General features: G+C 59.9%; 24 protein-coding genes. 11 read left to right on the forward strand and 13 right to left on the reverse strand.

Annotated features, from left to right (window positions below; translation table 11 throughout):
• Window positions 1–229 precede the first annotated feature (229 nt).
• Window positions 230–670 (reverse strand): hotdog fold domain-containing protein, encoded by a 441-nt coding sequence (locus HB680_RS12930; RefSeq protein ID WP_213939020.1) that lies wholly within the window; start codon window positions 668–670, stop codon window positions 230–232.
• A gap of 163 nt (window positions 671–833) precedes the next feature.
• Here HB680_RS12930 and HB680_RS12935 point away from each other — a divergent pair, with 163 nt between their 5' ends.
• Entirely contained in the window at window positions 834–1,466 is a 633-nt protein-coding gene (locus HB680_RS12935; RefSeq protein WP_213939021.1) for a TetR/AcrR family transcriptional regulator, read from the forward strand.
• Window positions 1,467–1,598: 132 nt separating this feature from the next.
• Here the strand turns inward: HB680_RS12935 and HB680_RS12940 are convergent, their stop codons facing one another.
• Window positions 1,599–2,225 (reverse strand): TetR/AcrR family transcriptional regulator, encoded by a 627-nt coding sequence (locus tag HB680_RS12940; RefSeq protein ID WP_213939022.1) that lies wholly within the window; start codon window positions 2,223–2,225, stop codon window positions 1,599–1,601.
• A gap of 85 nt (window positions 2,226–2,310) precedes the next feature.
• On the opposite strand from HB680_RS12940, the gene HB680_RS12945 reads away from it, so the two are divergent.
• Window positions 2,311–2,922, forward strand: coding sequence for an NAD(P)H-dependent oxidoreductase (locus HB680_RS12945; RefSeq protein WP_213939023.1), 612 nt, complete (start codon window positions 2,311–2,313; stop codon window positions 2,920–2,922).
• A 120-nt stretch (window positions 2,923–3,042) separates the two neighbouring features.
• Here the strand turns inward: HB680_RS12945 and HB680_RS12950 are convergent, their stop codons facing one another.
• Window positions 3,043–4,158, reverse strand: a complete 1,116-nt coding sequence (locus HB680_RS12950) for a P1 family peptidase (RefSeq protein WP_213939024.1) — start codon at window positions 4,156–4,158, stop codon at window positions 3,043–3,045.
• 45 nt (window positions 4,159–4,203) lie between these two features.
• Window positions 4,204–5,307: a polyamine ABC transporter substrate-binding protein gene (locus HB680_RS12955; protein ID WP_213939025.1), complete on the reverse strand. Its 1,104-nt coding sequence runs from the start codon at window positions 5,305–5,307 to the stop codon at window positions 4,204–4,206.
• Window positions 5,308–5,418: 111 nt separating this feature from the next.
• Between HB680_RS12955 and HB680_RS12960 the strand changes: the two genes are divergently transcribed.
• The gene (locus tag HB680_RS12960; RefSeq protein ID WP_213939026.1) at window positions 5,419–6,186 is read left to right on the forward strand and encodes a LuxR C-terminal-related transcriptional regulator; all 768 of its coding nucleotides are present in this window, start codon (window positions 5,419–5,421) and stop codon (window positions 6,184–6,186) included.
• A gap of 188 nt (window positions 6,187–6,374) precedes the next feature.
• Here the strand turns inward: HB680_RS12960 and HB680_RS12965 are convergent, their stop codons facing one another.
• Entirely contained in the window at window positions 6,375–7,316 is a 942-nt protein-coding gene (locus HB680_RS12965) for a class I SAM-dependent methyltransferase (RefSeq protein WP_213939027.1), read from the reverse strand.
• Between the two features lie 158 nt (window positions 7,317–7,474).
• Between HB680_RS12965 and HB680_RS12970 the strand changes: the two genes are divergently transcribed.
• From HB680_RS12970 to HB680_RS13005, 8 genes are all read left to right on the forward strand, one after another.
• Window positions 7,475–8,092, forward strand: coding sequence for a cytochrome b/b6 domain-containing protein (locus HB680_RS12970; RefSeq protein WP_213939028.1), 618 nt, complete (start codon window positions 7,475–7,477; stop codon window positions 8,090–8,092).
• On the forward strand, window positions 8,089–8,868 hold the full coding sequence (locus tag HB680_RS12975) for a molybdopterin-dependent oxidoreductase (RefSeq protein ID WP_213939029.1): 780 nt from the start codon (window positions 8,089–8,091) through the stop codon (window positions 8,866–8,868). The genes HB680_RS12970 and HB680_RS12975 overlap by 4 nt, the downstream gene beginning before the upstream one ends.
• 54 nt (window positions 8,869–8,922) lie before the next feature.
• Window positions 8,923–9,219 (forward strand): pentapeptide MXKDX repeat protein, encoded by a 297-nt coding sequence (locus HB680_RS12980; RefSeq protein WP_213939030.1) that lies wholly within the window; start codon window positions 8,923–8,925, stop codon window positions 9,217–9,219.
• Window positions 9,220–9,596: 377 nt separating this feature from the next.
• Window positions 9,597–10,109, forward strand: a complete 513-nt coding sequence (gene fae, locus HB680_RS12985) for a formaldehyde-activating enzyme (protein ID WP_054615233.1) — start codon at window positions 9,597–9,599, stop codon at window positions 10,107–10,109.
• Between the two features lie 10 nt (window positions 10,110–10,119).
• Window positions 10,120–11,154 (forward strand): aldo/keto reductase, encoded by a 1,035-nt coding sequence (locus HB680_RS12990; protein WP_213939031.1) that lies wholly within the window; start codon window positions 10,120–10,122, stop codon window positions 11,152–11,154.
• On the forward strand, window positions 11,151–12,584 hold the full coding sequence (locus tag HB680_RS12995) for an NAD-dependent succinate-semialdehyde dehydrogenase (RefSeq protein ID WP_213939032.1): 1,434 nt from the start codon (window positions 11,151–11,153) through the stop codon (window positions 12,582–12,584). Before HB680_RS12990 ends, HB680_RS12995 begins: the two co-directional genes overlap by 4 nt.
• Window positions 12,585–12,763: 179 nt before the next feature.
• Window positions 12,764–14,128, forward strand: a complete 1,365-nt coding sequence (locus HB680_RS13000; protein ID WP_213939033.1) for an MFS transporter — start codon at window positions 12,764–12,766, stop codon at window positions 14,126–14,128.
• A 165-nt stretch (window positions 14,129–14,293) separates the two neighbouring features.
• Window positions 14,294–15,835: a hypothetical protein gene (locus HB680_RS13005; protein ID WP_213939034.1), complete on the forward strand. Its 1,542-nt coding sequence runs from the start codon at window positions 14,294–14,296 to the stop codon at window positions 15,833–15,835.
• 102 nt (window positions 15,836–15,937) lie between these two features.
• Here HB680_RS13005 and HB680_RS13010 read toward each other — a convergent pair whose 3' ends face one another.
• From HB680_RS13010 to HB680_RS13045, 8 genes are all read right to left on the reverse strand, one after another.
• Window positions 15,938–16,813 carry a LysR substrate-binding domain-containing protein gene (locus HB680_RS13010; RefSeq protein WP_213939035.1) on the reverse strand — a complete coding sequence of 292 codons (876 nt, stop codon included), beginning with the start codon at window positions 16,811–16,813 and terminating at the stop codon, window positions 15,938–15,940.
• Between the two features lie 212 nt (window positions 16,814–17,025).
• Window positions 17,026–18,213 carry a hypothetical protein gene (locus tag HB680_RS13015; protein ID WP_213939036.1) on the reverse strand — a complete coding sequence of 396 codons (1,188 nt, stop codon included), beginning with the start codon at window positions 18,211–18,213 and terminating at the stop codon, window positions 17,026–17,028.
• Window positions 18,214–18,293: 80 nt separating this feature from the next.
• The gene (locus HB680_RS13020) at window positions 18,294–19,940 is read right to left on the reverse strand and encodes an ABC transporter ATP-binding protein (protein WP_213939037.1); all 1,647 of its coding nucleotides are present in this window, start codon (window positions 19,938–19,940) and stop codon (window positions 18,294–18,296) included.
• Between the two features lie 2 nt (window positions 19,941–19,942).
• Complete coding sequence (locus HB680_RS13025) at window positions 19,943–20,779, reverse strand: ABC transporter permease (protein WP_213939038.1); 837 nt, start codon at window positions 20,777–20,779, stop codon at window positions 19,943–19,945.
• Window positions 20,776–21,729, reverse strand: a complete 954-nt coding sequence (locus tag HB680_RS13030) for an ABC transporter permease (protein WP_213939039.1) — start codon at window positions 21,727–21,729, stop codon at window positions 20,776–20,778. Before HB680_RS13030 ends, HB680_RS13025 begins: the two co-directional genes overlap by 4 nt.
• A 76-nt stretch (window positions 21,730–21,805) precedes the next feature.
• Window positions 21,806–23,440, reverse strand: coding sequence for an ABC transporter substrate-binding protein (locus tag HB680_RS13035; protein WP_213939040.1), 1,635 nt, complete (start codon window positions 23,438–23,440; stop codon window positions 21,806–21,808).
• Between the two features lie 601 nt (window positions 23,441–24,041).
• Window positions 24,042–25,271, reverse strand: a complete 1,230-nt coding sequence (locus HB680_RS13040) for a Xaa-Pro peptidase family protein (protein WP_213939041.1) — start codon at window positions 25,269–25,271, stop codon at window positions 24,042–24,044.
• A 60-nt stretch (window positions 25,272–25,331) separates the two neighbouring features.
• Window positions 25,332–26,213: a hypothetical protein gene (locus tag HB680_RS13045; RefSeq protein WP_213939042.1), complete on the reverse strand. Its 882-nt coding sequence runs from the start codon at window positions 26,211–26,213 to the stop codon at window positions 25,332–25,334.
• Window positions 26,214–26,299: the final 86 nt, after the last annotated feature.

The raw sequence follows: 26,299 nt of genomic DNA on the forward strand, positions 1-26,299 counted from the left end.
CTGCTCGCGAAGGCGTCAGTTCAGTCGAAAAAATGTTGCCTGACACAACGTCTTCGCGAGCAGGCTCGCACACAGTGGATTTGCGTCCGGCACAGGATTAGTAGCCACCTTGGATCAAATGTGGGAGCGGGCTTGCTCGCGAAGTCGGTGGGTCAGTCAACATCAATGTTGGATGGACAGCCGCTATCGCGAGCAAGCTTTGCTCCTACAGTTGAACGCCTCACAGGGCTTATGAAAGCTTCACATTCATGGTAATTCGCGCCGTGAACACCTTCTTGCCCTCGGCATCGTGAACATCCACCGGCACGATCTTGTCGCCGCCCGTCAGCCAGTCAACCGCCTCCCCATTCGCCACCGCCGTCACATCCGTCTTGGCCTTGGCCAGGTATTCGACCGTCATCCCTTTTGGAATCCAGCGCGCGCCTTCGGGAATCGAAACGTCGGTCATCGTCCCGGCGGCCAGTTCCGCTGCATTGCACATGGCAATCGCGTGGACGGTGCCCAAATGGTTGGTGATCTCCCGGGAAAACGGCACCTGCACGGCCGCGTAGCCTGGACGCAGTTCCGACACCAGCGGGTTGATGGTGCTGAAGTAGGGCGCCACCTTGCACGCCATTTGGCTAAATGCTTCGGGGCCGGCGCTGGTGAACATGCTGAGGAATTTATTCATGTTGAAGCCTCTTCGAAAGGTGGTTTTACAGAATGATGTTCCGTAACAGAATAATATTCTGTAACGGAACAGTATTCTGTCGAAAGGAAATCTGTCAACCTAGCGCGACTTATCCATGGGCAGCCGTCTGCCTCATCGTTGACTTTTTAGGCCTGTGTTCAGCATGGAAACCGCAGATTTACTCGAGCGCTGCTACCCCGGACGTAGAGCCGAACTCAAGCGCGATATATTCAGAAAAGCCCTGCGTTTGTTTAACGAACAGGGGATCGAGGCCACCACCATCGAGATGATCCGCGCCGAATGCGATACCAGCGTGGGCGCGATCTACCACCATTTCGGCAACAAGGAAGGCCTGGTGGCCGCGTTGTTTTTCGCCGCGCTGGATGACCAGGCGCAGCTTCGTGACCAATACCTGGCCGACGCCGAAACCACGCAACAAGGGATTTACGCGCTGGTACACAGCTATGTGGACTGGGTCGACAGCCAACCCGAGTGGGCGCGATTCCAGTACCACGCGCGTTTTGCCGTGACCAAAGGCCCGTTCAAGGACGAACTGGCCACCCGCAACAAAACCCGCAACCGCACGCTGTGGGAGTGGCTTTCAGCCCCGGACCGGGGCGAGGAGTTGAAAGGTGTGCCGGCCGAGTTGATGTTGTCGCTGATCATCGGCCAGGCGGAAAGCTATTGCCGGACGTGGTTGTCGGGGCGGGTGAAGGGCCGCCCGATGGTTTACCGGGACTTGCTGGCGGAAGCGGCGTGGCGCTCGATTTGTGCGGATGAAGCCTGCGATCAATGAAGATCTCCCGACTGTGGAAGATCTCCTGTGGGAGCGGGCTTGCTCGCGAAAGCGATGGGTCAGTCAATATAGAAGTCGACTGACACGACGCCTTCGCGAGCAAGCCCGCTCCCACAGGGGATAGTGGTTGTTTCAGATATTTCGCACCGTTCTTTCCACCATCGCCTTGATCGTTTCAAACAGTTCGTCCTCTGCCTGCCCGGCAGTAATTTCCCCCGTCGCCGCCGCATTCGACAACGCCTCCGCCGCGCCGAGCATCGCCCGCAAACTCGCAGGTTTGATCGTGCCTGCCCCAGCGAAGGGCTGCAGCACGTCTTGGCATTTGTTGAGGAAAATCGCTTCGTACTCGCGCTTGATCTTCTCCAGTTCCGGCGAGCTCGCCAACGCTGCAATCACGCCGGAGATCTCGTTGCCCTGGGTCAGCACACACGCTACATACGACGACGCAATAATCCCGGCCGTGCTGTCCAGGGTTGGTTCGCAGGTCAGCAGCGCGGCGTCCATGATTGCGGTCTGCCGGGCGTCGAAGTCCTGGTACAACGCCGCCAGCAAACCCGAGCGCGTGGTGAAGTGGTCATAGACCACCGGTTTGGTCACGCCCGCCAGTTCGGCGAGGCGTCCGAGGGTCAGCGCATCGGTGCCTTCCTCCCGGACCATCTGCCAGGCAACGTCCAGCAATTGGCGTTGGCGGTCCTCCCGGGACAGGCGGCGACGGGGTTGTGGTGTGGAGTCCCGCTCGGTGGTTTCGGTGCTTGACATGGCTATGTACCAAAAGTAACTTACTGATCGTAACTTACCAAGAGTATATAAGGTCCGCCCTGTGCTCTCAATCAGGAGTTTCAGCATGCACGCACTTATCGTAGTGGCTCATCCTAATCCCCAATCGCTCACCCTCAGCCTCGCCCGGCAAATCGCCGAAGGCCTGACCTCCGCCGATTCCAGCAACACCTATGAAATCGCCGACCTCTCGGCCCAAGGCTTTGATCCACGGTTCGGCCTGGCGGACATGGCGGTTCATCATCGCGAAGCGCCGCCACCCGCCGATGTCCTCGCCGAACAGGCACGCATTGATCGCGCCGATGCGTTGGTGCTGGTCTATCCGGTTTACTGGTGGTCGATGCCGGCACTGCTCAAAGGCTGGATTGACCGCGTGTTCTCGAATGGCTGGGCGTTCGACTTCAGTCTGGACAGCCCCTTTGTGCAGAAACTGAGTCACTTGCGGGTGCATCTGGTCGGTGTGGGCGGCGCCGATGCCGGGTCTTTTACGCGACATGGTTATGACGAGGCAATGAAGACCCAGATCGACCATGGCATCTTCGAATACTGCGGTGCGCGCGTGGTGACGTCCGAATTGTTTCTGAACTCGGAAACCCAGGCGCCGCAGATTCACTTGAAGACTGCACGGACCCTGGGCCGAAAGCTTTTCAAATCATCTGAAGTGACCGAGCCGGCGTGAACACCTCGGTCTACCTGTGGGAGCGGGCTTGCTCGCGAAGGCGTCAGTTCAGTCGACAAAAAGGTTGCCTGACACGACGCCTTCGCGAGCAAGCCCGCTCCCACAGGGGATTTGTGATGGTTACACAGCCCCCGGCCAACCCGCCTGACGCAATGCTTTCAGTAACGTCCCGGCATCCATCCCTGGCACAGCATGTCCATTGCCTTCAGCCGTTTCACCCGCCAACAACGCATTGATGATCGCTTCTTCCACCGCTTCGGTGGCGGCCAAAAACAGTTCGCTGATGTGATCATTGTTGACCATGCGCAGGTTGTCGCAGGTCGGTGCTTTCTTGCTTTCATACGCCGCGGGTGGCACGTCGTTGCCGGTGGCGAAGGCAATGAAGATGTCACCGCTGTGGTCTTCATTACCACCGCCTGTGCGGGCCAGGCCCAGGCTGGCACGTTGCGCGAGGCGGGTGCATTGGTGCGGCAGCAATGGCGCGTCGGTGGCGAGGCAGACGACAATCGAGCCCATGCCAGGGTGTGGCAATGACGCCTTGAGAAACGGTGAGTCGACCTTTTCCATATAGCGCCCGACGGGGTAACCATCGACTCGCAATTCGTTGCGAATGCCGTGGTTGGCCTGGACGATGGCGCCCACCGTCCAGCCACCCTGGGCGCTGCTCAATCGGCGTGACGCGGTGCCGATGCCGCCCTTGAATTCATGGCAGATCATGCCGCTGCCGCCACCGACGTTACCCTCGCTGACCGGCCCGCCGACCGCCGAGCGCAGGGCTTCGGCCACGTGTTCGGGTTTCACATGAAAGCCATTGATGTCGTTGAGCAAACCGTCGAACGTCTCCAGCACCACCGGCATGTTCCAGTAAAGACGCCCGTCGTCCGGTTGCTGCTCGCGGTCCAGCACAATCAGCGCATCGCGCACCACGCCCAGGCTGTGGGTGTTGGTGAAAGCGATCGGACTGGTCAACAGCCCGGCCTCGCGAATCCATTCCAGCCCGGTCGCATCGCCATTGCCGTTGAGCACATGGACCCCGGCAAAACATGGTTGTTGGCTGGTGGAACCGAGGCGCGGTTCGATCACTGTAACACCCGTCAGGATGTCGCGGCCCTGGGCGGTGCGGCCCCGCACATCACTGTGGCCGACCCGCACGCCGGGCACGTCGGTGATGGCATTGAGCGGGCCGGGTTGCAGTTGACCGAACTGGATATTCAAATCGCGGGCACGTGGTTTCATGCAGGAACTCTCAGGCAAGTTAAACAGGAGTGGGTGGAGGCAGGCTCAGTTGCCGTTCTTGATGTTGCTCCAGGAGCGCGTGCGGACACGTTCGATCTCATGGGGCTGCGGCTGCAGGGTGAATGCCTTGGCGATCACCTCGGCCGAGGGGTAGATGTTGCTGAACTCGCGCACCTCGTCCGAGAGCAACGCGGTCGCGTCTTTGTTGGCATTGGCGGTGAGCGCCAGGTTGGTGGCGGGTGCGATCACTTCGGGCAGGAGCAGGTAGTTGATAAAAGCCAACCCCTGTTTTGGATTGCTGCCGTCCTTGACCATGACCAGGTTGTCGGACCACAGCGGCGCACCTTCTACCGGGATGCTGTATTCGATTTTTACACCCTTCGCGGCTTCATTGGCGGCTTGCATGGCGCCAAACACTGTGCCGGACCACGTCAAGGCAACGCAGATATCGCCGTTGGCCAGGTCGGTCTGGATCTTCGACGAATTAAAGTAGGTGATGTAGGGGCGCAACTTGAGCAGCAGTGCTTCAGCTTTTTTGTAATCGGCGGGGTTACTGCTGTTGGGCGGCAGGCCGAGATAGTGCAGGGCGATCGGGATAATCTCTGCGGGGGCATCCAGAACCCCCACGCCACATTGGCTGAGCTTGGCCAGGTTTTCTTCTTTGAACAGCAGGTCCCAGGAGTTCACCGGCGCCTGATCGCCAAGGGCCGCGCGGACCTTGTCAACGTTGTAGCCAATGCCATCGGTGCCCCACAGGTAAGGAACGGCGTATTGGTTGTCAGGGTCGTTCGCGCGCAGCTTTTCCAGCAACACCGGGTCAATGTGTTGCAGATTGCTCAATTGGCTATGGTCCAGCTTCTGCAAGGCGCCGGCCTTGATGAGGGCCGGCAGGATGAAGTTACTGGCCACCACCACGTCGTAACCGCTGTGACCTGTCATCAGCTTGGCTTCCAGCACTTCGCCACTGTCGAAGGTGTCATAGACGGGTTTGATCCCGGTGTCGCGCTGGAAATCCTTCAGCGTGGTCGGACCAATGTAGTCAAACCAGTTGTAGACGTGAACGGTGGGCTCATCCGCCGTTGCAACCGCTATCCAGGTCGACAGACAGGCGCCCAGTCCCAGATTGAAATACGTGCGGTGACGACTCATGATGCGGCACTCCTGGCCTGCGTCAGGCCGTTGGTAGATAAGAGTCTGCAGCGTATCGATCGGGGTGGTCGTCACCCATTCCCATCATGGGTTACACAAAAGGGGTAGAACGTGGAGGCGTTGCTGAAGGAGTTACCCGTGCATCAAGGGTTGGCGCGGGTGTTCGGCACTCTGGGCCAGGATGGATTCTGGCGGGCGCTGGTGGACACCTTGCGGTTGCTGGTGCCGCTGGATAACGCTTTGGTCGCGGTGATGCGGGCGGGGCGGGTGCCGCGGTTGTTGATCGATTTCGACTCCCGGGCCAGCGCCCCCGAGCAAGAAGAACTGGCCCGCTACAGTGCCGGTATGTACTTGCTCGATCCTTTCTACCAGGCGGTTTGCGCTGGCATCCGCGACGGCTTGCACAGCCTCGACTCAGTGGCTCCGGACCAGTTTCAGCAGAGCGAGTACTACCAGAGTTATTTCCGCTCGGTGGTGGGCGGCGATGAGTTGCAGTTCATGATCAACGTGGACGGTGCTGTGCTTGGTTTGTCCCTTGGGCGTGCTGCGCAATTCACCCTTGAAGAGCAGGGCCGCTTGCTGTGCGCGCGCGACTGGGTGCTGGCCGCGATGGGTCGACACCTGCAACTCGTGCCACCGGAAGGCCCGACGACGGTGGCCGGGGATCTGGCGACCTTGCTCGATCGCTTCGACGCGCGCCTGACGGTGCGTGAAGTCGAAACCGCGCGCCTGATCCTCCAGGGCTTCTCCAGCAAGGCCATCGCCCAGCAACTGAACATCTCACCGGAAACGGTGAAGGTGCATCGGCGCAACCTTTACCACAAGCTCAACGTCAGCGGGCATGGCGAGTTGTTTGCGCTGGTGCTGCAACCGAAATAACCCGCTTCACTGAAGAACCCTGTGGGAGCGGGCTTGCTCGCGAAAGCGGTGGGTCAGTCAATACAGATGTCGACTGACACGACGCCTTCGCGAGCGAGCCCGCTCCCACACTTGACCTTCATTGAACACAGAATGTGTGTACGACAACGATCCATTGTGGGAGCGAGCCTGCTCGCGAAAGCCGCGCCTTAATCCCCCTGCCGAAACACCAGCGCCTTCAACCCGCATTCCTTATCCGCATCCGGAAACTCCGGCGGATTCTCCAGCCGCTCCACAAAACGCAAGCTCGGCGCCTCACGCGTAACGCCATCAATCAGGAAGTCCGAACCCAACGCCGGGTCGTTCATGCACGCTAACACCGTGCCTTGTTCAGTCAGAAGTTCCGGCAACCGCCGCAACACCCGCTGGTAATCCTTGGTCAGCAAAAAACTGCCTTTCTGAAACGAGGGCGGATCAATGATCACCAGGTCATACGGCCCCTTGCCGATCACCTTGCCCCAGGACTTGAACAGGTCGTGGCCGAGGAACGTTACCTTGCTCAAGTCGTGGCCGTTGAGCCGGTGATTGTCACGGCCACGGCTCAGCGCGGAGCTGGACATGTCCAGATTGACCACTTGCGCCGCGCCGCCCTCGATGGCGGTCACCGAAAATCCGCAGGTGTAGGCGAACAGGTTCAACACCCGTTTGCCCTCGGCATTGGCCCGCACCCAATCGCGGCCGTAGCGCATGTCGAGGAACAGGCCGGCATTCTGTTTGCGGCCCAGGTCCACCCGATACTTCAGGCCGCCCTCGGTGATGGTCATTTCCTCAAGCGCGTTCCCCAGCAGCCATTCGGTGGTGCTTTGCAGCAGATAGCGGTGTTGCAGCAGCAACGTGTGCGCACCGGATTGTTGCCACTCGGGCGACTGAGTGATGCCCATCAGCAACCGCTTCAAGTCTTCCAACTGCTGCGCTTCCGGCTCTTTGAACAACGACACCAGCACCACACCTTGCAACCAGTCCACGGTCAACTGCTCCAGCCCCGGCCAGCAACGCCCGCGCCCGTGGAACAGGCGACGGGTTTCGGCCGGCGCGGTGGCCAGGGCGGTCAGCAAGTGGGTGTTCAGCGTGGAAAGGGCGTCAGGGTTCATCAGGCAACGTCGGCAATGTGAGTGGGCGGCATTTTAACCACAAAAGCACCCCGACAACGCCCGGATAGTTATCACGATTAATTTAACTTTACGTGAGGATTTGGCGATCTTCCGGCTCCCATACTTGGCCCCATCGAATAACAAACAAGGAGCCGGACATGTCGCAGCCAACTGCTTCCTCCAAGGCCAGCCACCCCCGCTGGCTGCGCCTGACCCATTGGCTCAACGCCCTGGCGGTGGTGGTCATGATCGCCAGCGGCTGGCGCATCTATAACGCCTCGCCGCTTTATGACTTCAGTTTCCCCAAAGCGCTGACCCTCGGCGGCTGGCTTGGTGGCGCGTTGCAGTGGCATTTCGCGGCGATGTGGTTCCTCGCGATCAACGGCCTTATCTACCTGATCATCAACCTCTTCAGCGGTCGTCTGTTTCGACGTTTTTTCCCGGTGTCGCCCAAAGGGATTCTGCATGACCTGTGGGCGGCGCTGAGAGGGCGGCTGGGGCATGCCGACCTGAGTCATTACAACCAGGTTCAGCGGTTTGCCTACCTGTTCGTGATGCTCGACATCACGATGATGGTGGTGTCCGGGCTGGTGCTGTGGAAGTCCGTGCAGTTCCCGTTGTTGCGTGAATTGCTGGGCGGTTACGAAGGGGCGCGGCAGGTACATTTCATTGCGATGTCGCTGCTGGTGGCGTTCATCGCGGTGCACTTGGTGATGGTGCTGCTGGTGCCCAAAACGTTGTGGTACATGATCGTCGGCCGCAAGGAGTCCGTATGAAAAAGCGCATCCAGGGGCTCGACGAGTCGTCCATCCTCAGCGAAGCCCGGAAGGTCCTCGCGCCGCAAATCGAAGACCGCTCCCGGCGCTCGTTCCTGTTGCGCGGCCTGACCCTCGGCGGCGTGGCAATGTTGTCGGGCTGCAACATCACCGACAACGACAGCGTTGAAACCGCGCTGTCCTCGATGTCCCGCTTCAATGATCGGGTGCAAGGCTGGTTGTTCAACCCCAACGCCATGGCCCCGACCTATCCCGAGTCGATGATCACCCGGCCATTTCCCTTCAATGCCTTCTACGGCATCGACGACGCGCCAACGGTCGAGGAAGAAAGCTATCGGCTGGAAGTCACCGGCATGGTCGCCGACAAACGCAGCTGGAAGCTTGAAGAACTGCGCGCCATGGCCCAGACCGACCAGATCACCCGCCACATCTGTGTCGAAGGCTGGAGTGCCATCGGCCGTTGGGGCGGGGTGCGCTTCAGTGATTTCCTCAAACGCGTCGGCGCCGATACCAGTGCGAAGTACATCGGCTTCAAATGCGCCGACGACTACTACACCAGCATCGACATGGCCACCGCGCTGCATGCGCAAACCTTGCTCACGCTGACCTACGACGGCGCCGTGCTGCCCCGCGAATACGGCTTCCCGATGAAGCTGCGCATGCCTACCAAGCTCGGCTACAAGAACCCGAAACACATCCAGGCGATTTTCGTCACCAACACCTACCCGGGCGGCTACTGGGAAGACCAGGGCTACAACTGGTTCGGCGGTAGCTGACAAATGCCCAAACACTTCACCGCAAGCACCCTCAACTCTAGAAGGAACACCATCATGAAAAAGCTCGCCACCGCCGCTCTGTCCCTGTTCCTGGCCATGGGCGTCGCCAGCGTCTACGCCGCCGACACCATGAGCAACGACAGCATGAGCAAGGACTCGATGTCCAAAGACGCCATGTCCAAAGACACGATGAAGAAAGACACGATGAAAAAGGACAACATGGCCAAGGACACCATGAAAAAAGACAGCATGTCCAAAGACGCCATGAGCAAGGACACGATGAAGAAAGACAACATGTCCAAGGACAGCATGAGCAAAGACACCATGAAAAAAGACGCGATGTCGCAATAACCCAAGCCACCCCCAATCCCCTGTGGGAGCGGGCTTGCTCGCGAAAGCGTCAGTCCAGTCAACGCAATGGTTGCCTGACACGACGCCTTCGCGAGCAAGCCCGCTCCCACAAGTTTTTGTGCAGGTCACATAGGGTATTACCTAACCTCATACCCCCATGACTTTTAATGGTTACAACCCCGCCATTCCCCAGTGTTAAAAAATCGCAAACCAGCTCATCAACAACAAAAAAGAGCGTTTGCAACCATGACCAAGCCTCACTGCCGCGTCCCCGCCAGCCCCACGCTGCGCTCTTCGAACCCCGACATTTGCCCCGCGATCTTCACGATCTGCGTGCGCTTCTGATCACCCAAAAAATCCAAAAAGAGTATTGCCCCATGAAAGAACTCGACCTGTACATCGGTGAAGGTTTCGAAGGCCCAGGCGTGAACGCCGCGCACATCAACATCCTGATCGGGCCGCGCAACGGTCCGGCGGGGCAGGCGTTTGCCAACAGCCTGGCGTCGCCAAGCCAGGGCCATTGCCCGTTCATGGTGATCGCCCAGCCAAACATTCCAGTCAAGCCGATGACCCTTTACGTCAACAAAGCCGCGATTAGCAGCGACCTGCATGGCAACGCTACATGGGGTGCGTCCCAGGCCGGGATCGCCAAGGCTGTTTTGGAAGCTTTGCTGGACGGCACCCTGCCGCCGGAAGCCGAAGACGAGTGGGCGATTGTGACGGCCAACTGGGTCAACCCGGCCTGCGATGACCTGGATGCGGTGTACCTGAACAACTACAACGCCTGCCGCACCGCGATCCGCGCCGCCCTGACCGGCAAGCCGGAAACCGCGCAACTGGCGGATGTGGTCGATCACATCAGCAACCCTTTCTACACGCCAAAAGCCTGAGGTCCGCGCCATGCAATACATTCGTTTGGGCAACTCCGGCCTGCAAGTCTCCCGCCTGTGCCTGGGCACCATGAACATGGGCACCCCGGACTGGAAGCCGTGGATTTTCGATGAGAAGCAGAGCGAGCCGATCGTCGCCCACGCCCTCGACAACGGGGTGAATTTCATCGACCTCGCGGACTTCTATTCCGCTGGCGTCGGTGAGGAAGTAGTGGGGCGCATCGTCAAGCGCCTGGCCCGTCGCGACGACCTGGTGATCACCACCAAAGTCGGCTACGGCACCCGCAACGGCATTAATGCCAGCGGCCATTCGCGCAAGCACATCATGGACAGCATCGATGCCTCGCTGAAACGCCTGAACATGGAATACGTCGATGTGTTCATGCTGCATTACTTCGACGTGAACACCCCGGTTGAAGAAACCATGAGTGCCATGAATGACATCGTGCGCTCCGGCAAGGCCCGTTACATCGGCGTCTCGACCATGCTCACCGGGCAACTGGCGAAGATCCTCATGGCCTGCGAACGCAATGGCTGGGTCAAGCCGATCAACATGCAACTGCAATTGAACTGCGCCTACCGCGAAGAAGAGCGCGAGATGATTCCGTTTTGCCGCGATCAGGGCCTCGGTGTTTCGGTGTTCAGTCCGCTGGCCCGTGGCCTGCTGACCGGCGACGTGCAATCGACCCGCAACCAGACCGACTTTTTCACCCAACAAATGTATAGCGACGAAGCCTCCTTCGAGATTGCTCACTCGGTACAACGGGTGGCCCGTGCCCGTGGCGTGTCGAACGCGCAGATCGCCCAGGCTTGGGTCGCCAACCATCCGGGTGTCGATTGCATGCTGGTGGGTGCCGACACCACCGCGCAGTTCGACAGTGCGCTGGCGGCGCTGGAAACCAGGCTCGACGCCGAAGAGCTGCATGAGCTGGAGCGCAACTACACGCCGTGCGACGTGATCAACGATTACACCGCCGGCAAACGCATCCTGCGCTCGGCCCGTCCTGCGCTGGAACGCTTCACTCTGACCGAGGCCGTGGCATGAGCGCGCTGATCCGTAATGGCAATTTCATCGATGGCCAATGGTCCAGCGGTGGTCCCACGTACCCGGTGTTGAACCCGGCCAACGGCGAACTGATCGCCGAGGTACAGAAGGCCGGCGCGCAAGCAACCAACCTCGCCATCGCCGCCGCCCACCGCGCCCTGCCAGCCTGGCGCAAACTCACTGCCAAGGAACGCAGCCAGAAGCTCAAGCGCTGGAGCGAGCTGATGCTGAGCAACCAAAAGGACCTGGCGACGTTGCTCAGTCGCGAGCAGGGCAAGCCGTTGGCCGAAGCCATGGGCGAAGTGGTCTACGCCGCAAGCTTTCTGGAATGGTTCGCTGAAGAAGCCAAGCGCGCTTACGGCGACGTGATCCCCAGCCACAAGGCTGACGCGCGAATCATCGTGGTCAAGGAAGCCATCGGCGTGGTGGCGGCGATCACGCCGTGGAACTTCCCGCTGGCGATGGTCACCCGCAAGGTCGGCCCGGCATTGGCGGCGGGGTGCACGATGATTCTCAAGCCGTCGGAAGAAACCCCGCTGTCAGCCTTCGCCCTGGCGGTGCTGGCCGAGCAGGCAGGGATTCCGGCCGGGGTGTTCAACATCGTTTCTGGCGATGCGGTGGCGATTGGCGGGGCACTGCAAGCCTCCAGCATCGTGCGCAAACTGTCGTTCACCGGCTCCACCCGCACCGGCAAACTGCTGATGCGCCAAGCTTCGGAAACCCTGAAAAAAGTCTCGCTGGAACTGGGCGGCAACGCGCCGTTCATTGTGTTCGACGACGCTGATCTGGACGCCGCCGTCAAAGGCGCGATGGCGTCGAAATTTCGCAACACCGGGCAGACCTGCGTTTGCGTGAACCGCTTCTTTATTCAGGACGGCGTCTACGAAGCCTTCACCGGCAAACTCGCCGAAGCGGTCGCGGCAATGCGGGTCGGTAGCGCCTTGGAGGGTGACACCGAGCAAGGCCCGCTGATCAACGCCGCCGCGCTGGCCAAGGTTGAACTGCATGTCGGCGATGCCTTGGAGAAGGGCGCCCAACTGTTGTGCGGCGGTCGTCGCCATGCGCTCGGCGGCACGTTCTACGAACCGACCATCCTCACCGAAGCCAACAGCGACATGCTAATCGCCCAGGACGAAACCTTCGGCCCGGTGGCCGCGTGCTTCCGCTTCAAGGACGAAGCCGAAGTGCTGCAACGGGCCAACGACACGCCATACGGGTTGTCGGCGTATTTCTACAGCCGCGACATCGGCCGTGTCTGGCGCATGGCCGAGGGCCTGGAAGCGGGCATGGTCGGGATCAACGAAGGGATCATCTCCACGGAAGTCGCGCCGTTCGGCGGCATCAAGGAGTCGGGCCTCGGTCGCGAGGGCTCCAAATACGGCCTGGAAGACTACCTGGAAATCAAATACCTGTTGATGGGTGGACTCTAATACACACCGCATAACCAATGTGGGAGCGGGCTTGCTCGCGAAGGCGGTGTATCAGTCGGCATTGATAGTGCCTGACACACCGCTTTCGCGAGCAAGCCCGCTCCCACAGGTTCCATAGGCTCCACAGGTAAAAAAGATCGGTTTCATTTCTCCGTCAATAACAACAACTGGAGACGAACATGTCCGCTCAATCGATAAAGATCGATGACCTGCCCATCGGGCGCTTCCATCTCAAAATCGCCGGGTTAACCTTCGGCGCGCATTTCACCGACGGCTACATCCTCGGCCTGATCGGGATCGCCTTCACCCTGCTCAGTCCGCAAATGCACCTCGACGCATTCTGGCAGGGTCTGATCGGTGCCTCGGCGCTGATCGGTCTGTTCCTCGGCAGCCTGTTCTTCGGTTGGATCTCCGACAAGGTCGGCCGGCAGAAAATCTTCCTGGTCAGTTTTGTGCTGATCACGATTGCCTCGGTGATGCAGTTCTACGCCGAAACTGCCATGCAATTGTTCCTCTGCCGGGTGCTGATCGGCATTGGCCTGGGCGGTGATTTCAGCGTTGGTCACGCCATGCTCGCCGAGTTCTCGCCGAAGAAACACCGGGGCGTGTTGCTCGGCTCGTTCAGCGTGATCTGGACCTTCGGCTACGTCGCCGCGACCTTCGTCGGTACGGCCATGCTCAACCTCGGTGATGACGCCTGGCGCTGGATGTTGGCCTCGTCGGCTATTCCGGCAGCGTTGATCCTGATCGCCCGGATCGGCACCCCGGAATCGCCGCGTTGGCTGGTCAATCAGGGTCGCATCGCCGAAGCCCGGGCCATCGTCAAAAAGCATCTGGGCGACAACGTCGAACTCGACGAAACCCGCTCCACCGAAACCCGTTCCGGCTACGCGGTACTGTTCAGCCGTGAATACCGCAAGCGTACGGCGTTCAACTGCCTGTTCTTCGTGTGCATCGTGATGCCGTACTTCGCGATCTACACCTTCCTGCCGTCGATTCTGCAGAAGATGGGCCTGGCGGAAGGCTTTGGCACCGAGCTGATGCTGAACATGCTGCTGATCCTCGGCGCGTTGATCGGGATCGGGTGCACGGTGAAATTCTCGCGCCGGGGCTTCTTGATCAACTCGTTCATCATCCTGGCGGTGGCGTTGTTTCTGTTGGCCGCGTTGCCGGGCAGTGCGGCGTTTTTGATGGTGTTGGTGTTCGGCATCTTCACCCTGGTGTTGTCGGCGGTGAGTAACCTGGTGGGCGTGTTCCCGGCCGAAAGCTTCCCGACCGAAGTACGGGCCAGCGGGATTGGCCTGGCGACAGCGGTGAGTCGTTTGGGCTCGGCGGTCAGTACGTTTCTGCTGCCGGTGAGTGTGGCGGGGATCGGGTTGAGCCCGACCATGGGCATACTCGCGGCGATTCTGGCACTGGGCGCGATAATTTCCTGGGCCTGGGCACCGGAGACGAAGTCCCTGACACTGAGTCAGGCGTGCAAGGCGCAGAGTCCGGTGGAGAGTGGAGCGCCGGTGGCCGTCAAAGTCGCAGCCCCGATCTAGTTCGTGTCGCGGGTGTGGTGTTTCATTTGTGGGAAGGTAAGGTCAACTTAGGGGGAGGGAACCCTGCTTGGAGAGAGTGCGGGGGGAATTCACCTGCAATGTGCTTATTAGTGGCGTAATGTAACCATCCAGTTTCATCTGCCTGTCAGTGAATGGAGTCATGTCGTGGACGAAATCATCGCTCGAATCAAAACCGCAAAAGACGCAAGGATTTTTGCGCAGAATGCGAAGCGTCGAGGGAACTTCGACGCTGAAGCCAAGGCACTGGAGCGAGCATTAGATCTCCAGGCGCGGGAGGAGGGGTTTGTTACGCAGGCACAGATTGCAATTGCCAAGGCTCTATATGCTTATGAATCTGAGCAAGGGAAGGCTTTTGGTCGAGTATATCGAGCTAGTCGGACACGCAAAATGTTGCGTGAGCATGGTGCCTTGTTGGCGGCGGAGCGGATGGTTATTAATCCTCGACCAACTCAGGGATACACCGTATTGGCAGAGGCGGGTCTAGGGGCGCATAGCTTTGAGGCCATTATCGATCGGTATCCGGAGGAGTTTTCAGAGCAAGCTGTTCTTGCTGCACGAGCTCGACTTACAGGTATTAAAACTAAACCTGCCATTTTGATGGCGGGGACTGATTCTAACCCATCGTCTGCTGATGTACCTGTTCTTGACGCTGAGGCATTACTGCTAATTCAACGATTCAAAGAGCCCGAAAATCGCTTCCAAAGCTCATGGAAACCGCATTACAGAGCAACGATCAATGCGATACGAAACGCAATAGACGACGATCGCGTGGGCGATATCGTTGATTTGATTTGGAGCGACCAAGATAACGGCGTGAGTAATGCAGGGCAGGGCGTATTAGGGCTTTCCGCTATCGGCTCTCTTCGAGAAGAATTCGAGGCGTTGACTCATGAGATCGCTGCCGACGAGAGTCCTGAGAAGTATCAACAAATCGTGCTTCGGTTGGAGGAGTGGCGCGATGAGGGGCGGATAAAAAAGCTACCAAGATTGTTGATTGGCCGTGCGTTCGCCGCAATTCATCCGGTCATTTATCACACGCTGGTTGTGGAGGAAAAACAAGATAGGGTTCTGCCCTGGTTTTGCAGTCACACCGGTTTTTCTATTCCTGTGGGCAATTGGGCACATAAATCGAAAGCGTTGGCAAAACATTTGAGTGCTATGGAAGTCTTTGACGATGGAGATATCGTCCGCAATATGTTTCCTTGGTTTGTGTTCGAACATTTGAGGGGCGAAGATCAACTGGTTCCGTTCACACCCGGCCATAAAGAGCGTCCTCCAGCGGCTTATGTCGACTTACCGGCAACACAACGAGAGGTGTTATTGCAGCACAACAAATTACAAACCTGTTTGTATCATTTGTTATGCAGCCAGTATGGTGAGAACCATGTGAAAACCGAGCATCCAACAGGCTCGGGAGGTTATGCAGATGCGCTGGTTCGACTGAGTAAAGATCGCTGCTTTTTGTATGAAATAAAGGTGTCCGAGACTGCCGCTGGTGCCGTTAGAGAAGCACTGGGACAGTTACTTGAATATGCATATCGTCCTACTGGCTTTGAGCCGGAAAAGCTGTTCATTGTCGCCGAACCTCCGCTCGACTCCGTTACCGAGCAATTCCTGAAGAGGATGGCCAGTGAGTTTCGATTGAAGCTGGAGTACCTTCAGTTGCAATTACCGCGAGAGGAGTAATCGGTAGTCAGCGCGTTTAAAACGTAAAGGATGTCCCCGGTTTCTACCTTCGCAGCCCAACGGGGGCAAGTGCCCCCGCCACAGACAATACTGATCGTCGCCTCAGGGATTACTCACCAACCCCAACCACTCCGTAAACAACCGCACCTTCGACAACCCCAATTTGTCATTCGCCACATCCAGCCAATACCCATACGGCCCGACCACTTCCACCGGGGTGATCGGCAGCAAACTGCTGTTGGCCAGTTCCTTCTCGATCATCTGCCGATCAATCACCGCCAACCCGCCACCGGCCAGCGCCGTGTGGATCACTTGGTCGAGGGTGCTGAATTCCAGCCCTTGTCCCGCATCGATATCGTCACGGCCCATCGCCGCCAGCCAGTTCTCCCACACCTTCAAACGCTTGCCGTCGTGCAGGATGTGCAGCAAGGGAAATTGCCGCAGGTCCGGTGGCTGGCCGTTGACGAATAATTCCGGGCTGGCCGCGGCCATGTGCCGCTCCATCACCAGCAACTGGCTGCTGCCATGGCTGTCGGCTTCGAGGCCGAAGCGGATATGGCAGTCGATTTCCGCGAGGTTGTCGTGGCCGGTCTGGTGGGTGACGCTCAGGCTGATGTCCGGGTAGCGCTGGCAGAATGCACGCAAGTGCGCCGACAGCCAGCGCGTGGCCCAGGTTGGCGGCGCGACGATGCGCAGGCGCTGGCGCAGGTTGGGCACGCGCACCGCTTGCAAGGCGCGTTCGATGTGGTCGAAGGCGTCGCTTAAATGCGGGGAGAGGGCGATGCCGGTTTCGGTCAGCGACAGGCCTTGCGGCGTGCGGATGAACAGGGCCACGCCGAGGTAGTCTTCGAGCTGCTTGATCTGACGGCTGACCGCGCCTTGGGTGACGTTCAAACCCAGGGCCGCCTGGCTGAAACTGCGATGCCGGGCGACTTCTTCAAAGACGCGCAGCATGTTGAGCGAGGGCAGTTGACGCATGAAAGGGTGACTCCGCACCTGACGCCGATGTGGGACAGGTTTATTGTTTTTGGGTGATGGTTTTGTAGGGCGTATCTGACTCCTCCTGTATGGGCTGATGCAAGTGGTGTTTGGGCGATTCGCGAGCAAGCCCGCCCCCACAGGTTATGCGCTAAACCTGTGGGAGCGGGCTTGCTCGCGAAGGCGTCCTCACGAACGCCAAACAATCCGGATCAGAAGTAATACCCAATGTTCATATACAACTGGTTCTCCCACTGATCAGTCCCCCCGGCCCCCAAACTCTGGGTGTAGCTGCTACCGCCGATATACGGGTCATTCTTGCCATACAGCCACTCGGTCGCGATCCACAGTTTGCTGAAGGAAAACGAGGTGCCCAGGATCATCCGCTGCGAAGTCTTGAACTCGCTGGCATCTTTATCGAAGGCACTGTAGTTGGCATACAGCTTCACGCCGCTGACCATGTCGAACAGGTACTTGCCGCCCACGTCGTAGCTCAAATCCGCCACGTACAGATTGCCGCGACTGGCGACGTTGTACGTGCCGTCGTAACCACCGAGGGTCACCACTTCGTCGGTGCCCGCGTTGCGCGGCGACATCTGCTGCCGCGCCGCTTGCAGTTGCACGCCCCACGGGCCGTTCTTGCCGAGGTAGTGCACGGCCACGGCGTTACGGCGGCCGTCGTTGTCGGTGTCCTTGTTCTCCAGGGTCGAGGTCAGGCCGGAGATACCAACTTCGGATTTCCACGGCCCCAGGTCCAGGGCCTTGGCCACCCGCAGCACCACGGTGTTGCGTTCCTGGTTGTCGCTACCATCGCCTACGTAGCTGTCGGCCCCGGACACCACGCTGGAATAGGTCACGCCTTTGCTGGTGCCTTTGCCTTGCCACGCCGGGCGCAGGTAGTAGCCGGCCTGGATGTTCCAATCGCCGCTTTGCTGGATGTACTTGGCGCCGACCTGTTGCACATCTTCCAGGCCGATGACGTTGCCGAGGGTTTCGTAGAAGGTGCTGCCGAAGTACGGCTGCAAGCCGAATGGAATCGTGTTCAGGCCCACCTGCACTTGCTGGTCGGGGTTGAATTTGTAGCCGGCCCAGGCGAATTTGGCGAACTGGATGTCGCCGTAGTTCTTGGTGTACTGGTACGGATAAGAGCGGCCGTAGAAACGGTACTGGGCCTCACCGATCCAGGTGTCGGAGTTGTACTTGGCGCTGAGGAACACCGTGTCCAGACCGAACTTCTGAATGTCGCGGTCCGGGTCATAGTCCCAACGGGCCCGAATGGCGCCGCCGAGGTCGAGGTTGTCGGTCACTTGAACCGCCATGGCCGGGGCCGCGAAGGCGCCGAGCAGCGGTATCAGAACGATGGAACGGACCGCAAGAGGGGAGGTTGTGCGCACAGTCATACTCCTGATTTTTTAGTTATCGTTGGCAACAGCAACCCATGCCGCAGCGAACGCTGCGACCTGGGGAAAGGGTTATTGATTCAGTTGGCCTGAGGGCGGATCAGCCTCAGCGGTGGTTCAGCGACGGGCACCATCGGTATCGCCGACGCACCGGGTGCCGCCGCCAGCAAGGTCTGGGTGTAGGCGTTTTGCGGTCGCAGCAACACCTGTTGCGCCGTGCCGTATTCCACCACCTCGCCCTGGCGCATCACCGCGATGTAATCGCTGATCTGCGCCGCCACCCGCAGGTCGTGGGTGATGAACAAAATGCTCAGGTTCAGGCGCTGTTGCAGCTCGGCGAGCAGCTCCAGCACCTGTTTTTGCACCGAGACATCCAGCGCCGAAACGCTTTCATCGGCGATCAACACTTCCGGGCGCATCGCCAGGGCCCGGGCGATGCCGATGCGCTGGCGCTGGCCACCGGAGAACTGCCGTGGTTTGCGTTTGAGCGCATCGCGTTTAAGGCCGACCTGTTCCAGCAAATCCCCGGCCTCGACCCACGCATCTTTCGCTGACAGTCCCCGCAGTTGGGCGGCGCGGGCGATGATGTCGCCGACCCGATGCCGTGGATTCAGCGAGCCGTAGGGGTCCTGGAAAATCATCTGGATTCGCCGCCGGTTGGCCGCCAGGGCCGAGCCGCGCAGCGCGAGGAAATCCGTGTCACCGACCCACACATGACCGCTGTCGCTGTCCACCAGCCGAATCGCTGCTTTCACCAACGTGCTCTTGCCCGAGCCGGACTCGCCGACAATTGCCAGGGTCTTGCCCCGTGGCAATTGCAGCGACACATCCTTCAGCGCCGGCACCAAACGACCGCCGACGTTGTAAGTCTTGGTCAGGTGCTCAATGCGCAGCGCCAACTCACCGTCGGCGCACGGCACATGCAACTCGGGGTGCAGCGCCGGCACGGCGGCGATCAGCTTGCGGGTGTACGGATGTCTTGGTGCGTTGAGCACTTGATCGCGCTCACCGATTTCCACCAGCACGCCACCCTCCATCACGGCGATGCGGTCGGCGATTTCCGCGACCACGCCAAAGTCGTGGGTGATGAACAAAATGCCGTGCTGACCGCGACCGCGCAGGTCACGCACCAGTTTCAACACCTGGGCCTGAGTGGTGACGTCCAGCGCCGTGGTCGGTTCGTCGGCGATCAACAAGTCCGGGTTCATCGCCAACGCCATGGCAATCACCACCCGTTGGCATTGGCCGCCGGAGAGTTGATGCGGGAAGCTGTTGGCGATCCGTGGCGGGTCGGGCAGTTGGGTGGAGTCGAGCAGGGCGAGCATGCGTTCGCGGCGCTCGGCGGCAGGCATGCTCGGTGCGTGAATATCGAAGATTTCTTCGACTTGTTGACCGATGCGAATCGCCGGGTTCAGCGCCGCCATCGGCTCCTGGAAAATCATCGCGATGCGGTTACCGCGCAAGCGGCGCAACGAGGGTTCGTCCATGCGGCAGATGTCGTCGCCGAGAAAGTCGATCACCCCTTCGCTGTGGCGCAGGCCCTTGGCGTAGTCGCCCATGATCGCCGCCGAGAGCACCGATTTGCCGGAGCCGGACTCGCCGATCACGCAGAGGATTTCGCCTTTTCGCACGTCGAGGCTGATGCCTTTGACCGCATGGCTACGGTCGGCGCCGGCGGGCAGTTCGATGGACAGGTTCTCAACCTTTAAGACTTGTTGTTGGCTCATGCTCAACTCCTTGTGCCTTTCTGGGCGTGTTCGTCCAGACCGTCCGCCAACAGGCTCAGGCCCAGCATCAGGGTGGAGATGGCAATGCACGGGAAGATCACCAGGTGCGGGAAGGCGATGGCCATGCTGCGGCCTTCGTTGATCATGCCGCCCCAGTCCGGTGTGGGCGGCGGCAGGCCGAGGCCGAGGAAGCCGAGGGCGCCGATCATGATCGCGGTGTAGCCGATGCGCAGGCAGAAATCGACGATCAACGGCCCGCCGCAGTTCGGCAGGATTTCCACCAGCATGATCCGCAGCGAGCCTTCGCCCTGGGTGATGGCGCTGAGCACGTAGTCCCGGGAGCGGATGTCGATGGTCAGCGCGCGCATGATGCGGAAGATCGCCGGGGCGCTGGTGAAGGTCACCGCAATCAGGATATTCAGCGCCGAGGCGCCGAGGGCGATGATGATCACGATGTACAGCACCAGCACCGGGAACGACAGCACGGTGTCCGCGACATACGACAGCAAAGCATCAACCCAGCCATTGAAGTAACCGGCACACAGGCCCATGGCGATGCCCACGGCAAACGCGGTCAGGGTCGCGAGGATCGACCAGAACAACACGGTGCGGGTGCCCCAGATCAGTCGCGACAGAATGTCCCGGCCGATCATGTCGGTGCCCAGCAGGAAGCGCAGCCCGTCGCCATCCGGCGTCATCGGCGTCAGCAGCGGGGTGAAACTTTCCAGCGGATCATGGGGCGCCAGCCACGGCGCAAAAATTGCCATCAACACCCAGCCGCCAACCAGCAGCAAACCGAGCAACGCCAACGGATGTTTGAACGAGTTGAGGAAGTTCATTGGCCACCTCCGCCAAGACTGCGCAAGGTGATGCGCGGGTTGAGCCAGGTGTAGGCCAGGTCCGAGAAGATTTTGGTCGCGCCGACCACGATGCCGCTGATCATCGCGCAGGCTTCGATCAGGTACACGTCATGGTTCAGCGACGCGGTGTACAGCAGTGAACCGAAGCCTTTGTAGGCGAAGAACACCTCGACCACGATCACGTTCGACAGCAGCCATGGGATGTACAACATGATCACCGTGATCGGTGCGATCAGCACGTTGCGCAAGGCATGGCGCAACACGATGCGCGAGGTGGACGCGCCTTTGAGGCGGGCGGTGCGGATGTACGGTGCCTGCATCACTTCGACCATCGAGGCCCGAGTGATCCGCGCCAGATAGCCGATGCCGAACAGGCACAGCACCATCAGCGGCAGCGCCAGTTCCACGGCGTTGAAGCCGTCGCTCATGCTGCTAACGCCCGGCAGCCAGTTGAGCCAGAACACGAAGATCGCCGAGACGAACACCGCGCTGGCAAAGTCCGGAATCGAGGTGGTGACGATCGACAGGAATGACACCAGCCGATCCACCGCCGAACCCTGGCGAATGCCCGCCAGAATCCCGAGGGTCAACGCCACGGGTACCATCACCGCCAATGCCAGGCCCGCCAGAATCAAGGTTTGTCCGAGGTTGGGCAGCAACAGGTCAATCACCGGCTCCCGAAAGTGCACCGACGTGCCCCAGTCGCCGCTGAGGAAATCCTTCAGCCACACCAGGTAGCGCCAGATGAAGGGTTGGTTGTAACCGTGTTCCACCAGCCACGCGGCGCGCTGGTCGGCGGCGGAGTAGGGGCCGAGGACGTTGATTGCGACGTCCTCGATGTTCAGTTCCAGGGCCAGGAACACGATCACTGACACCGACAACAAGGTTGCCGCCAGCGCCAATAACTTGCGCATTAGAAATTCAGCCATGCTCGCACGCTCCGGCTAATCAAGGGATGGCGGCCCAACCCACCGAGGTGGGCGAGCCGCATGAGGGGCGCTTGAATCAGGCGCTCAACCAGACTTCATCCATTGGGTAGAAGTCCGATGGGTGAACCTGGAATCCCTGGACTTTCTTGCTCGCGGCGGTGAATTTATCGCCCCAGAACGGCTGCACCATGACGCAGGCGTCCTGCAGGATTTGCTCGACGCTTTGCATCGCGGCAGCACGTTGTTTTGGGTCGATGATGCCCATGGCTTTATCGAGTGCAGCGTCGAACGCCGGGTCGCTGTAGTGGCTTTCGTTCCAGGCTGCGCCGCTGCGGTAGGCCAGTTCCAGGGACATCACGCCCAATGGGCGATGCGCCCAGTAGGTGAGGCTGAACGCGGCTTTGTCCCAGATCGGCCAGTACTGGGTGGCCGGGATCACTTTGAGGTTGATGCGGATGCCGGCTTCGGCGCAGTTCTGTTGCAGGATCTGCGCGCAGTCCTGTTCATAGCGACCCTGGGTGTTGCCGACGATCAGGTCGATGTCGATGCCGTTCGGGTGGCCGGCTTCGGCGAGGAGTTTCTTCGCCCCCACCACATCCCGCGCACGTTTGGGCAGCGGGAAATATTCCGGGTGGGACGGCGCGACGTGATGGTCTTCGCCCAGGGTGCCCATGCCGCGATAGGCGATCTTGAGCATTTGCGCGTTGTCGGCGCACAGGACGACGGCTTTGCGAATCCGCACATCATCGAACGGCTTCTGGTCGCAGGCCATGCGCATGACCACGGTTTGCGCCGATTTGCAGGTCAGCAATTGCGCACCCGGCAAGCGTTTGGCCAGGTCCAGCTCGGCCACGGTCACCCGGTACAGCACGTCTACTTGCCCGGCCTGCAGTGCCGCGAGATGCGTCGAAATGTCGGTGCCCATGTCGACGTAGCGCAACTCGTCGAGGTTGGCCGGTTTGCGCCAGTAATCGGCACGCTTGGCAAAAGTCGCCTGCTTGTTGACCGCAAACGACACCAGTTTGAACGGCCCGGTGCCTAGCGGATTTTTCGCCCAATCGTCACCGGCCTTGAAGCTGCGGTGGACGATGGCGCAGGTGAAGGCGTTGAGCATTTCCGGAATTGCCAGCATCGGCCGCTTGAGCACCAGGCGGAACTGGAAGTCGCCGAGTTTTTCGAAGGCACTGATGTCCTGGAACGCGGTGCGGTTGACCGACTTCGAGTCGGCGGCAATCCAGCGCTCGATGTTGTGCTGCACGTCCTCGACGTTGAAGGTGTCGCCGTTGCTCCACTTCACGTCCTGGCGCAGGTTGAAGGTCCAGGTCTTGAGGTCGTCGGACGGGCTCCAGCTCTCGGCCAGGTACGGGTGAGTGATGTTGTCCGCGTCGACCCAGGTCAGGAATTCCAGTGAGTTGCGCAGCAGGTTCGAGGCTTCGATCCAGGTGATCAGCATCGGGTCCTGGATTTCCTGGATGGCGCAGGCAAACCGCAGCGTGCCGCCCTGGCGCGGTGGCACGGCCTCGGCGGCGCGGGCCGAATTACCCAGCAGGGCGGAACCGAGGAAGGTGCTGGCGCTGGCGGCGGTGATGCCCAGCAGTGCAGCGGTGCGCAGGAACTGGCGGCGATTGATTTCGCCAGTTTTGACTTGGGTGCACAGGTCGTTTACCGCTGGATGCGGCAGGGCGCCGTCCAGTGTCATTAACTCTTTCATATGCCTCTCCGATACGTTGCAAAGATGCGTTTTTCGACTGGCCGCAGAGGGGGCGAGCGGCGGACGCGGTCGGTTTTCGATGAACCGAAACTGTCAGTGGCAGGCGCCGCGAAGGCGCAGGCAAGACAGGCGTGAAGCCGGCAGAAGAACAAGGCGCAACGAACTCAGGAGGTCGGAAATGGGGTAGGACATAGGGCTGCTCTCATGTTGTTTTTATTAGAGATGCCCGCAGTTTTGTCATCTGGGCAAAGATCGACAAACGATAAATTCAACGGTGAAACGTTCGATAAATGCATGTTACTGACCGTAAGGAAGACGCCGCTTCGAAAGCGTTGCGCCCGGAAAATTGAATGCGGCCGTTTACCGCGCGTGTTTGCGACCGCTATGCACGTCTTCTGTAGCCGCCGCCGAACGCTCCTGTAGCAGTTGCCGAAGGCTGCGTTCGGCTGCGAAGCAGTCGCAAAACGGTGCGACCACATTCTTCCTGCTGCCCCGCATTGGCTGGATGACGACTGCTTCGCAGCCGAACGCAGCCTTCGGCAGCTGCTACAGAGGGTCGCGTTTTCAGGGGGACCCGCGTGGGGTCCTTCATGCGTTGGAATCAACGCGGCATCAGGCGCGGATCGAACGGATAGTCGGAGAGCAATTCGACACCGTTTTCGTGGATGTAGATCTGCTCTTCGAGCTTGACCCCTTCGCCGCCTTCATCGTGACCGATGTAGCTTTCCACGCAGATGGTCATGCCCGCTTCGAACACACCGTCGTAGCCCAGCGAATCAATGTCCTCGCGATGCACCACGTACGGGTATTCACCGGTCATGCCAACCCCATGCACCAGGGCGAAGTAACGGTTGGCCTTGTAGTTGTCCGGGATCTTCCATGCCAGCTCGGCGTATTCCTTGAAGCTGCGCCCGGCCTTGAGCATTTCCATGTTAGTTTGCACTTGTTCGTAGGCTAGTTTGTACAGTTCCTGTTGCTTGGCGGTCGCGGCTTGCTCGCCGCAGAGGAAGGTCCGCGAGAAGTCGGCGTAGTAACCGAAACGCCCGACCACGTCGGTGTCCAGCGCCACCAGGTCACCGGCCTCGATCGGCCGCGTGCTGCATTCCTGGAACCACGGGTTGGTGCGCGGGCCGGAGGACAACAGCCGGGTTTCCACGTAGTCGCCGTCGGTGGCGATCACGTGCTGGTGCAGGTGCGACCACAGTTCGTTTTCGCTGATGCCCGGCACGAGTTTGCTTTCCATCAAGCGCACCCCGGCCTCGGTGGCGCGCAGGCTGGCGCGGATCATCTTCAGCTCGTTCGGCACCTTGATGCAGCGCGCCCGTTCCAGCGGTTCCTGGGCGTCGAAAATCTGATAGCCGAGTTTTTGCAGTTCGAACGCGGCGGCCGAGGTCGCGCTTTCGATGGCGATGCGCTTGTTGCCACCGCTGCATTTGCGCACCAGTTCATCGATTTCGGCCGCCCATTCGGCGGTGACGTTGCTCAGGAAGCTGTCGCAGAAGTAATAGGAAATGGCTTTGGCCGGACGCACTTCATCGACGGTGTTGAGCTTTTCCGCCAGGTGCAGGCAGCCGCCGAATTCGAAGATCACCACTGGGCCTTCCGCCGGGATAAAGGCATAGCGCGCGGGGTTGCGCGCCGAGTACACCTGCATGTTGCGCGAGCCGGTGGCGTAGCGCATGTGGGTTGGGTCGAACAGCACGCAAGCGGCGTAGTCGCGTTTTTTCAGTTCGTTGCGCACCCGTTGCAAGCGGTCGAGCTGGATTTGCTGGATTTCGTCGTAGGTCGGTTCGCAGTCGGCGGGGTTGCGGTTGGGGCCGGACAGACTCATGGGGTGTTCCTCGCAGGGCAAATACGGTTGGTTTTTTCCAAGAATTTTTTTGAGGGCGGATCAGTCGAGCAACCGGTCGCTGCGCACCAGGTTGCGTTCGGCTTGCAGATGGGCTTCGGACAGGCGTCCGTAAAGCTGTTTGGTGCGTTGGGCGCGGCCGATGATTCCGGGCTTTTCGGAGTAGGCGAAGATCGCGGTGTTGCGCTCGGTGGCGCCTTCGACGCGGGTCACCCGGTGTACCGAAAAGCGGCCCTTGAAGATCTGCAAGTCGCCGGGGTTGAGTTCCAGTTCCTGCACGCGGCTGCGATCGTCGCCGCGCACGACGTTGCCCACCGCGCCGAGATTTTCCTGGGTGCGGGTACGGATCATGGGCGCGTACTCGAACAGACCGCCGGCCTCAGGCTTCTGGGTCATCATGCTGACGATGAATTCGTTGGTGTCGAAGTGCCAGGGCTGCTCCGTGCCCTCGGGCATGACGTTGATCACCAGGCCGGCGAACGGGTCGGCGTATTCGAAAATCTCCGGTTCGTTGAGGCAGGCGCCGATAAAGCGTTTCATCATCGGCGAGACGTACAGCCGATGAATGATCGCGTCCGGGGCGATCATGTCCCGGGTCACAAAGCCACTGGTGCGCTCCATGAATGTGCGGCGCGGGTCATCCTGGGGCAGGGTGGGGTCGTCTTCGGTGAAGTAGGCGTTGACCTTGCGCACCGAGTAAAACGTCTTGCCCGACAGCGCCTGGCCTTCGGCGCGGGCCTGTTCCAGCGCCTCGGGCCGCAGGAAATTCTTCAGCAGGCAGCAGCCGTCCTCGGCCAGTTCGGCGCGAGCGTGTTCGATCAGTGCCTGTAATTGGACATGGCCCGAATCATGTATGGGGTACAACTCGGTATTAATGATGTCGCTGATATCGCCCACTTCGGCGTCGGCAAGTTGAAGGCTCATGCAAGTCTCCTGGAACTATCAATTAACAGTGTTTGGCGTTGAATCGATAGTTGCTTAAAGAGGTGCGAAGTGGAAATTACAAGTTG

This window comes from Pseudomonas sp. dw_612 (assembly GCF_018449725.1).
Taxonomy (GTDB): domain Bacteria; phylum Pseudomonadota; class Gammaproteobacteria; order Pseudomonadales; family Pseudomonadaceae; genus Aquipseudomonas.

Excerpts from the sequence above, each read along its gene's own strand:
- HB680_RS12930 (WP_213939020.1), bottom strand. The coding sequence starts at position 670 with ATGAATAAATTCCTCAGCATGTTCACCAGCGCCGGCCCCGAAGCATTT.
- HB680_RS12935 (WP_213939021.1), top strand. The coding sequence starts at position 834 with ATGGAAACCGCAGATTTACTCGAGCGCTGCTACCCCGGACGTAGAGCC.
- HB680_RS12940 (WP_213939022.1), bottom strand. The coding sequence starts at position 2,225 with ATGTCAAGCACCGAAACCACCGAGCGGGACTCCACACCACAACCCCGT.
- HB680_RS12945 (WP_213939023.1), top strand. The coding sequence starts at position 2,311 with ATGCACGCACTTATCGTAGTGGCTCATCCTAATCCCCAATCGCTCACC.
- HB680_RS12950 (WP_213939024.1), bottom strand. The coding sequence starts at position 4,158 with ATGAAACCACGTGCCCGCGATTTGAATATCCAGTTCGGTCAACTGCAA.
- HB680_RS12955 (WP_213939025.1), bottom strand. The coding sequence starts at position 5,307 with ATGAGTCGTCACCGCACGTATTTCAATCTGGGACTGGGCGCCTGTCTG.
- HB680_RS12965 (WP_213939027.1), bottom strand. The coding sequence starts at position 7,316 with ATGAACCCTGACGCCCTTTCCACGCTGAACACCCACTTGCTGACCGCC.
- HB680_RS12970 (WP_213939028.1), top strand. The coding sequence starts at position 7,475 with ATGTCGCAGCCAACTGCTTCCTCCAAGGCCAGCCACCCCCGCTGGCTG.
- HB680_RS12975 (WP_213939029.1), top strand. The coding sequence starts at position 8,089 with ATGAAAAAGCGCATCCAGGGGCTCGACGAGTCGTCCATCCTCAGCGAA.
- HB680_RS12980 (WP_213939030.1), top strand. The coding sequence starts at position 8,923 with ATGAAAAAGCTCGCCACCGCCGCTCTGTCCCTGTTCCTGGCCATGGGC.
- fae (WP_054615233.1), top strand. The coding sequence starts at position 9,597 with ATGAAAGAACTCGACCTGTACATCGGTGAAGGTTTCGAAGGCCCAGGC.
- HB680_RS12990 (WP_213939031.1), top strand. The coding sequence starts at position 10,120 with ATGCAATACATTCGTTTGGGCAACTCCGGCCTGCAAGTCTCCCGCCTG.
- HB680_RS12995 (WP_213939032.1), top strand. The coding sequence starts at position 11,151 with ATGAGCGCGCTGATCCGTAATGGCAATTTCATCGATGGCCAATGGTCC.
- HB680_RS13000 (WP_213939033.1), top strand. The coding sequence starts at position 12,764 with ATGTCCGCTCAATCGATAAAGATCGATGACCTGCCCATCGGGCGCTTC.
- HB680_RS13010 (WP_213939035.1), bottom strand. The coding sequence starts at position 16,813 with ATGCGTCAACTGCCCTCGCTCAACATGCTGCGCGTCTTTGAAGAAGTC.
- HB680_RS13015 (WP_213939036.1), bottom strand. The coding sequence starts at position 18,213 with ATGACTGTGCGCACAACCTCCCCTCTTGCGGTCCGTTCCATCGTTCTG.
- HB680_RS13020 (WP_213939037.1), bottom strand. The coding sequence starts at position 19,940 with ATGAGCCAACAACAAGTCTTAAAGGTTGAGAACCTGTCCATCGAACTG.
- HB680_RS13025 (WP_213939038.1), bottom strand. The coding sequence starts at position 20,779 with ATGAACTTCCTCAACTCGTTCAAACATCCGTTGGCGTTGCTCGGTTTG.
- HB680_RS13030 (WP_213939039.1), bottom strand. The coding sequence starts at position 21,729 with ATGGCTGAATTTCTAATGCGCAAGTTATTGGCGCTGGCGGCAACCTTG.
- HB680_RS13035 (WP_213939040.1), bottom strand. The coding sequence starts at position 23,440 with ATGAAAGAGTTAATGACACTGGACGGCGCCCTGCCGCATCCAGCGGTA.
- HB680_RS13040 (WP_213939041.1), bottom strand. The coding sequence starts at position 25,271 with ATGAGTCTGTCCGGCCCCAACCGCAACCCCGCCGACTGCGAACCGACC.
- HB680_RS13045 (WP_213939042.1), bottom strand. The coding sequence starts at position 26,213 with ATGAGCCTTCAACTTGCCGACGCCGAAGTGGGCGATATCAGCGACATC.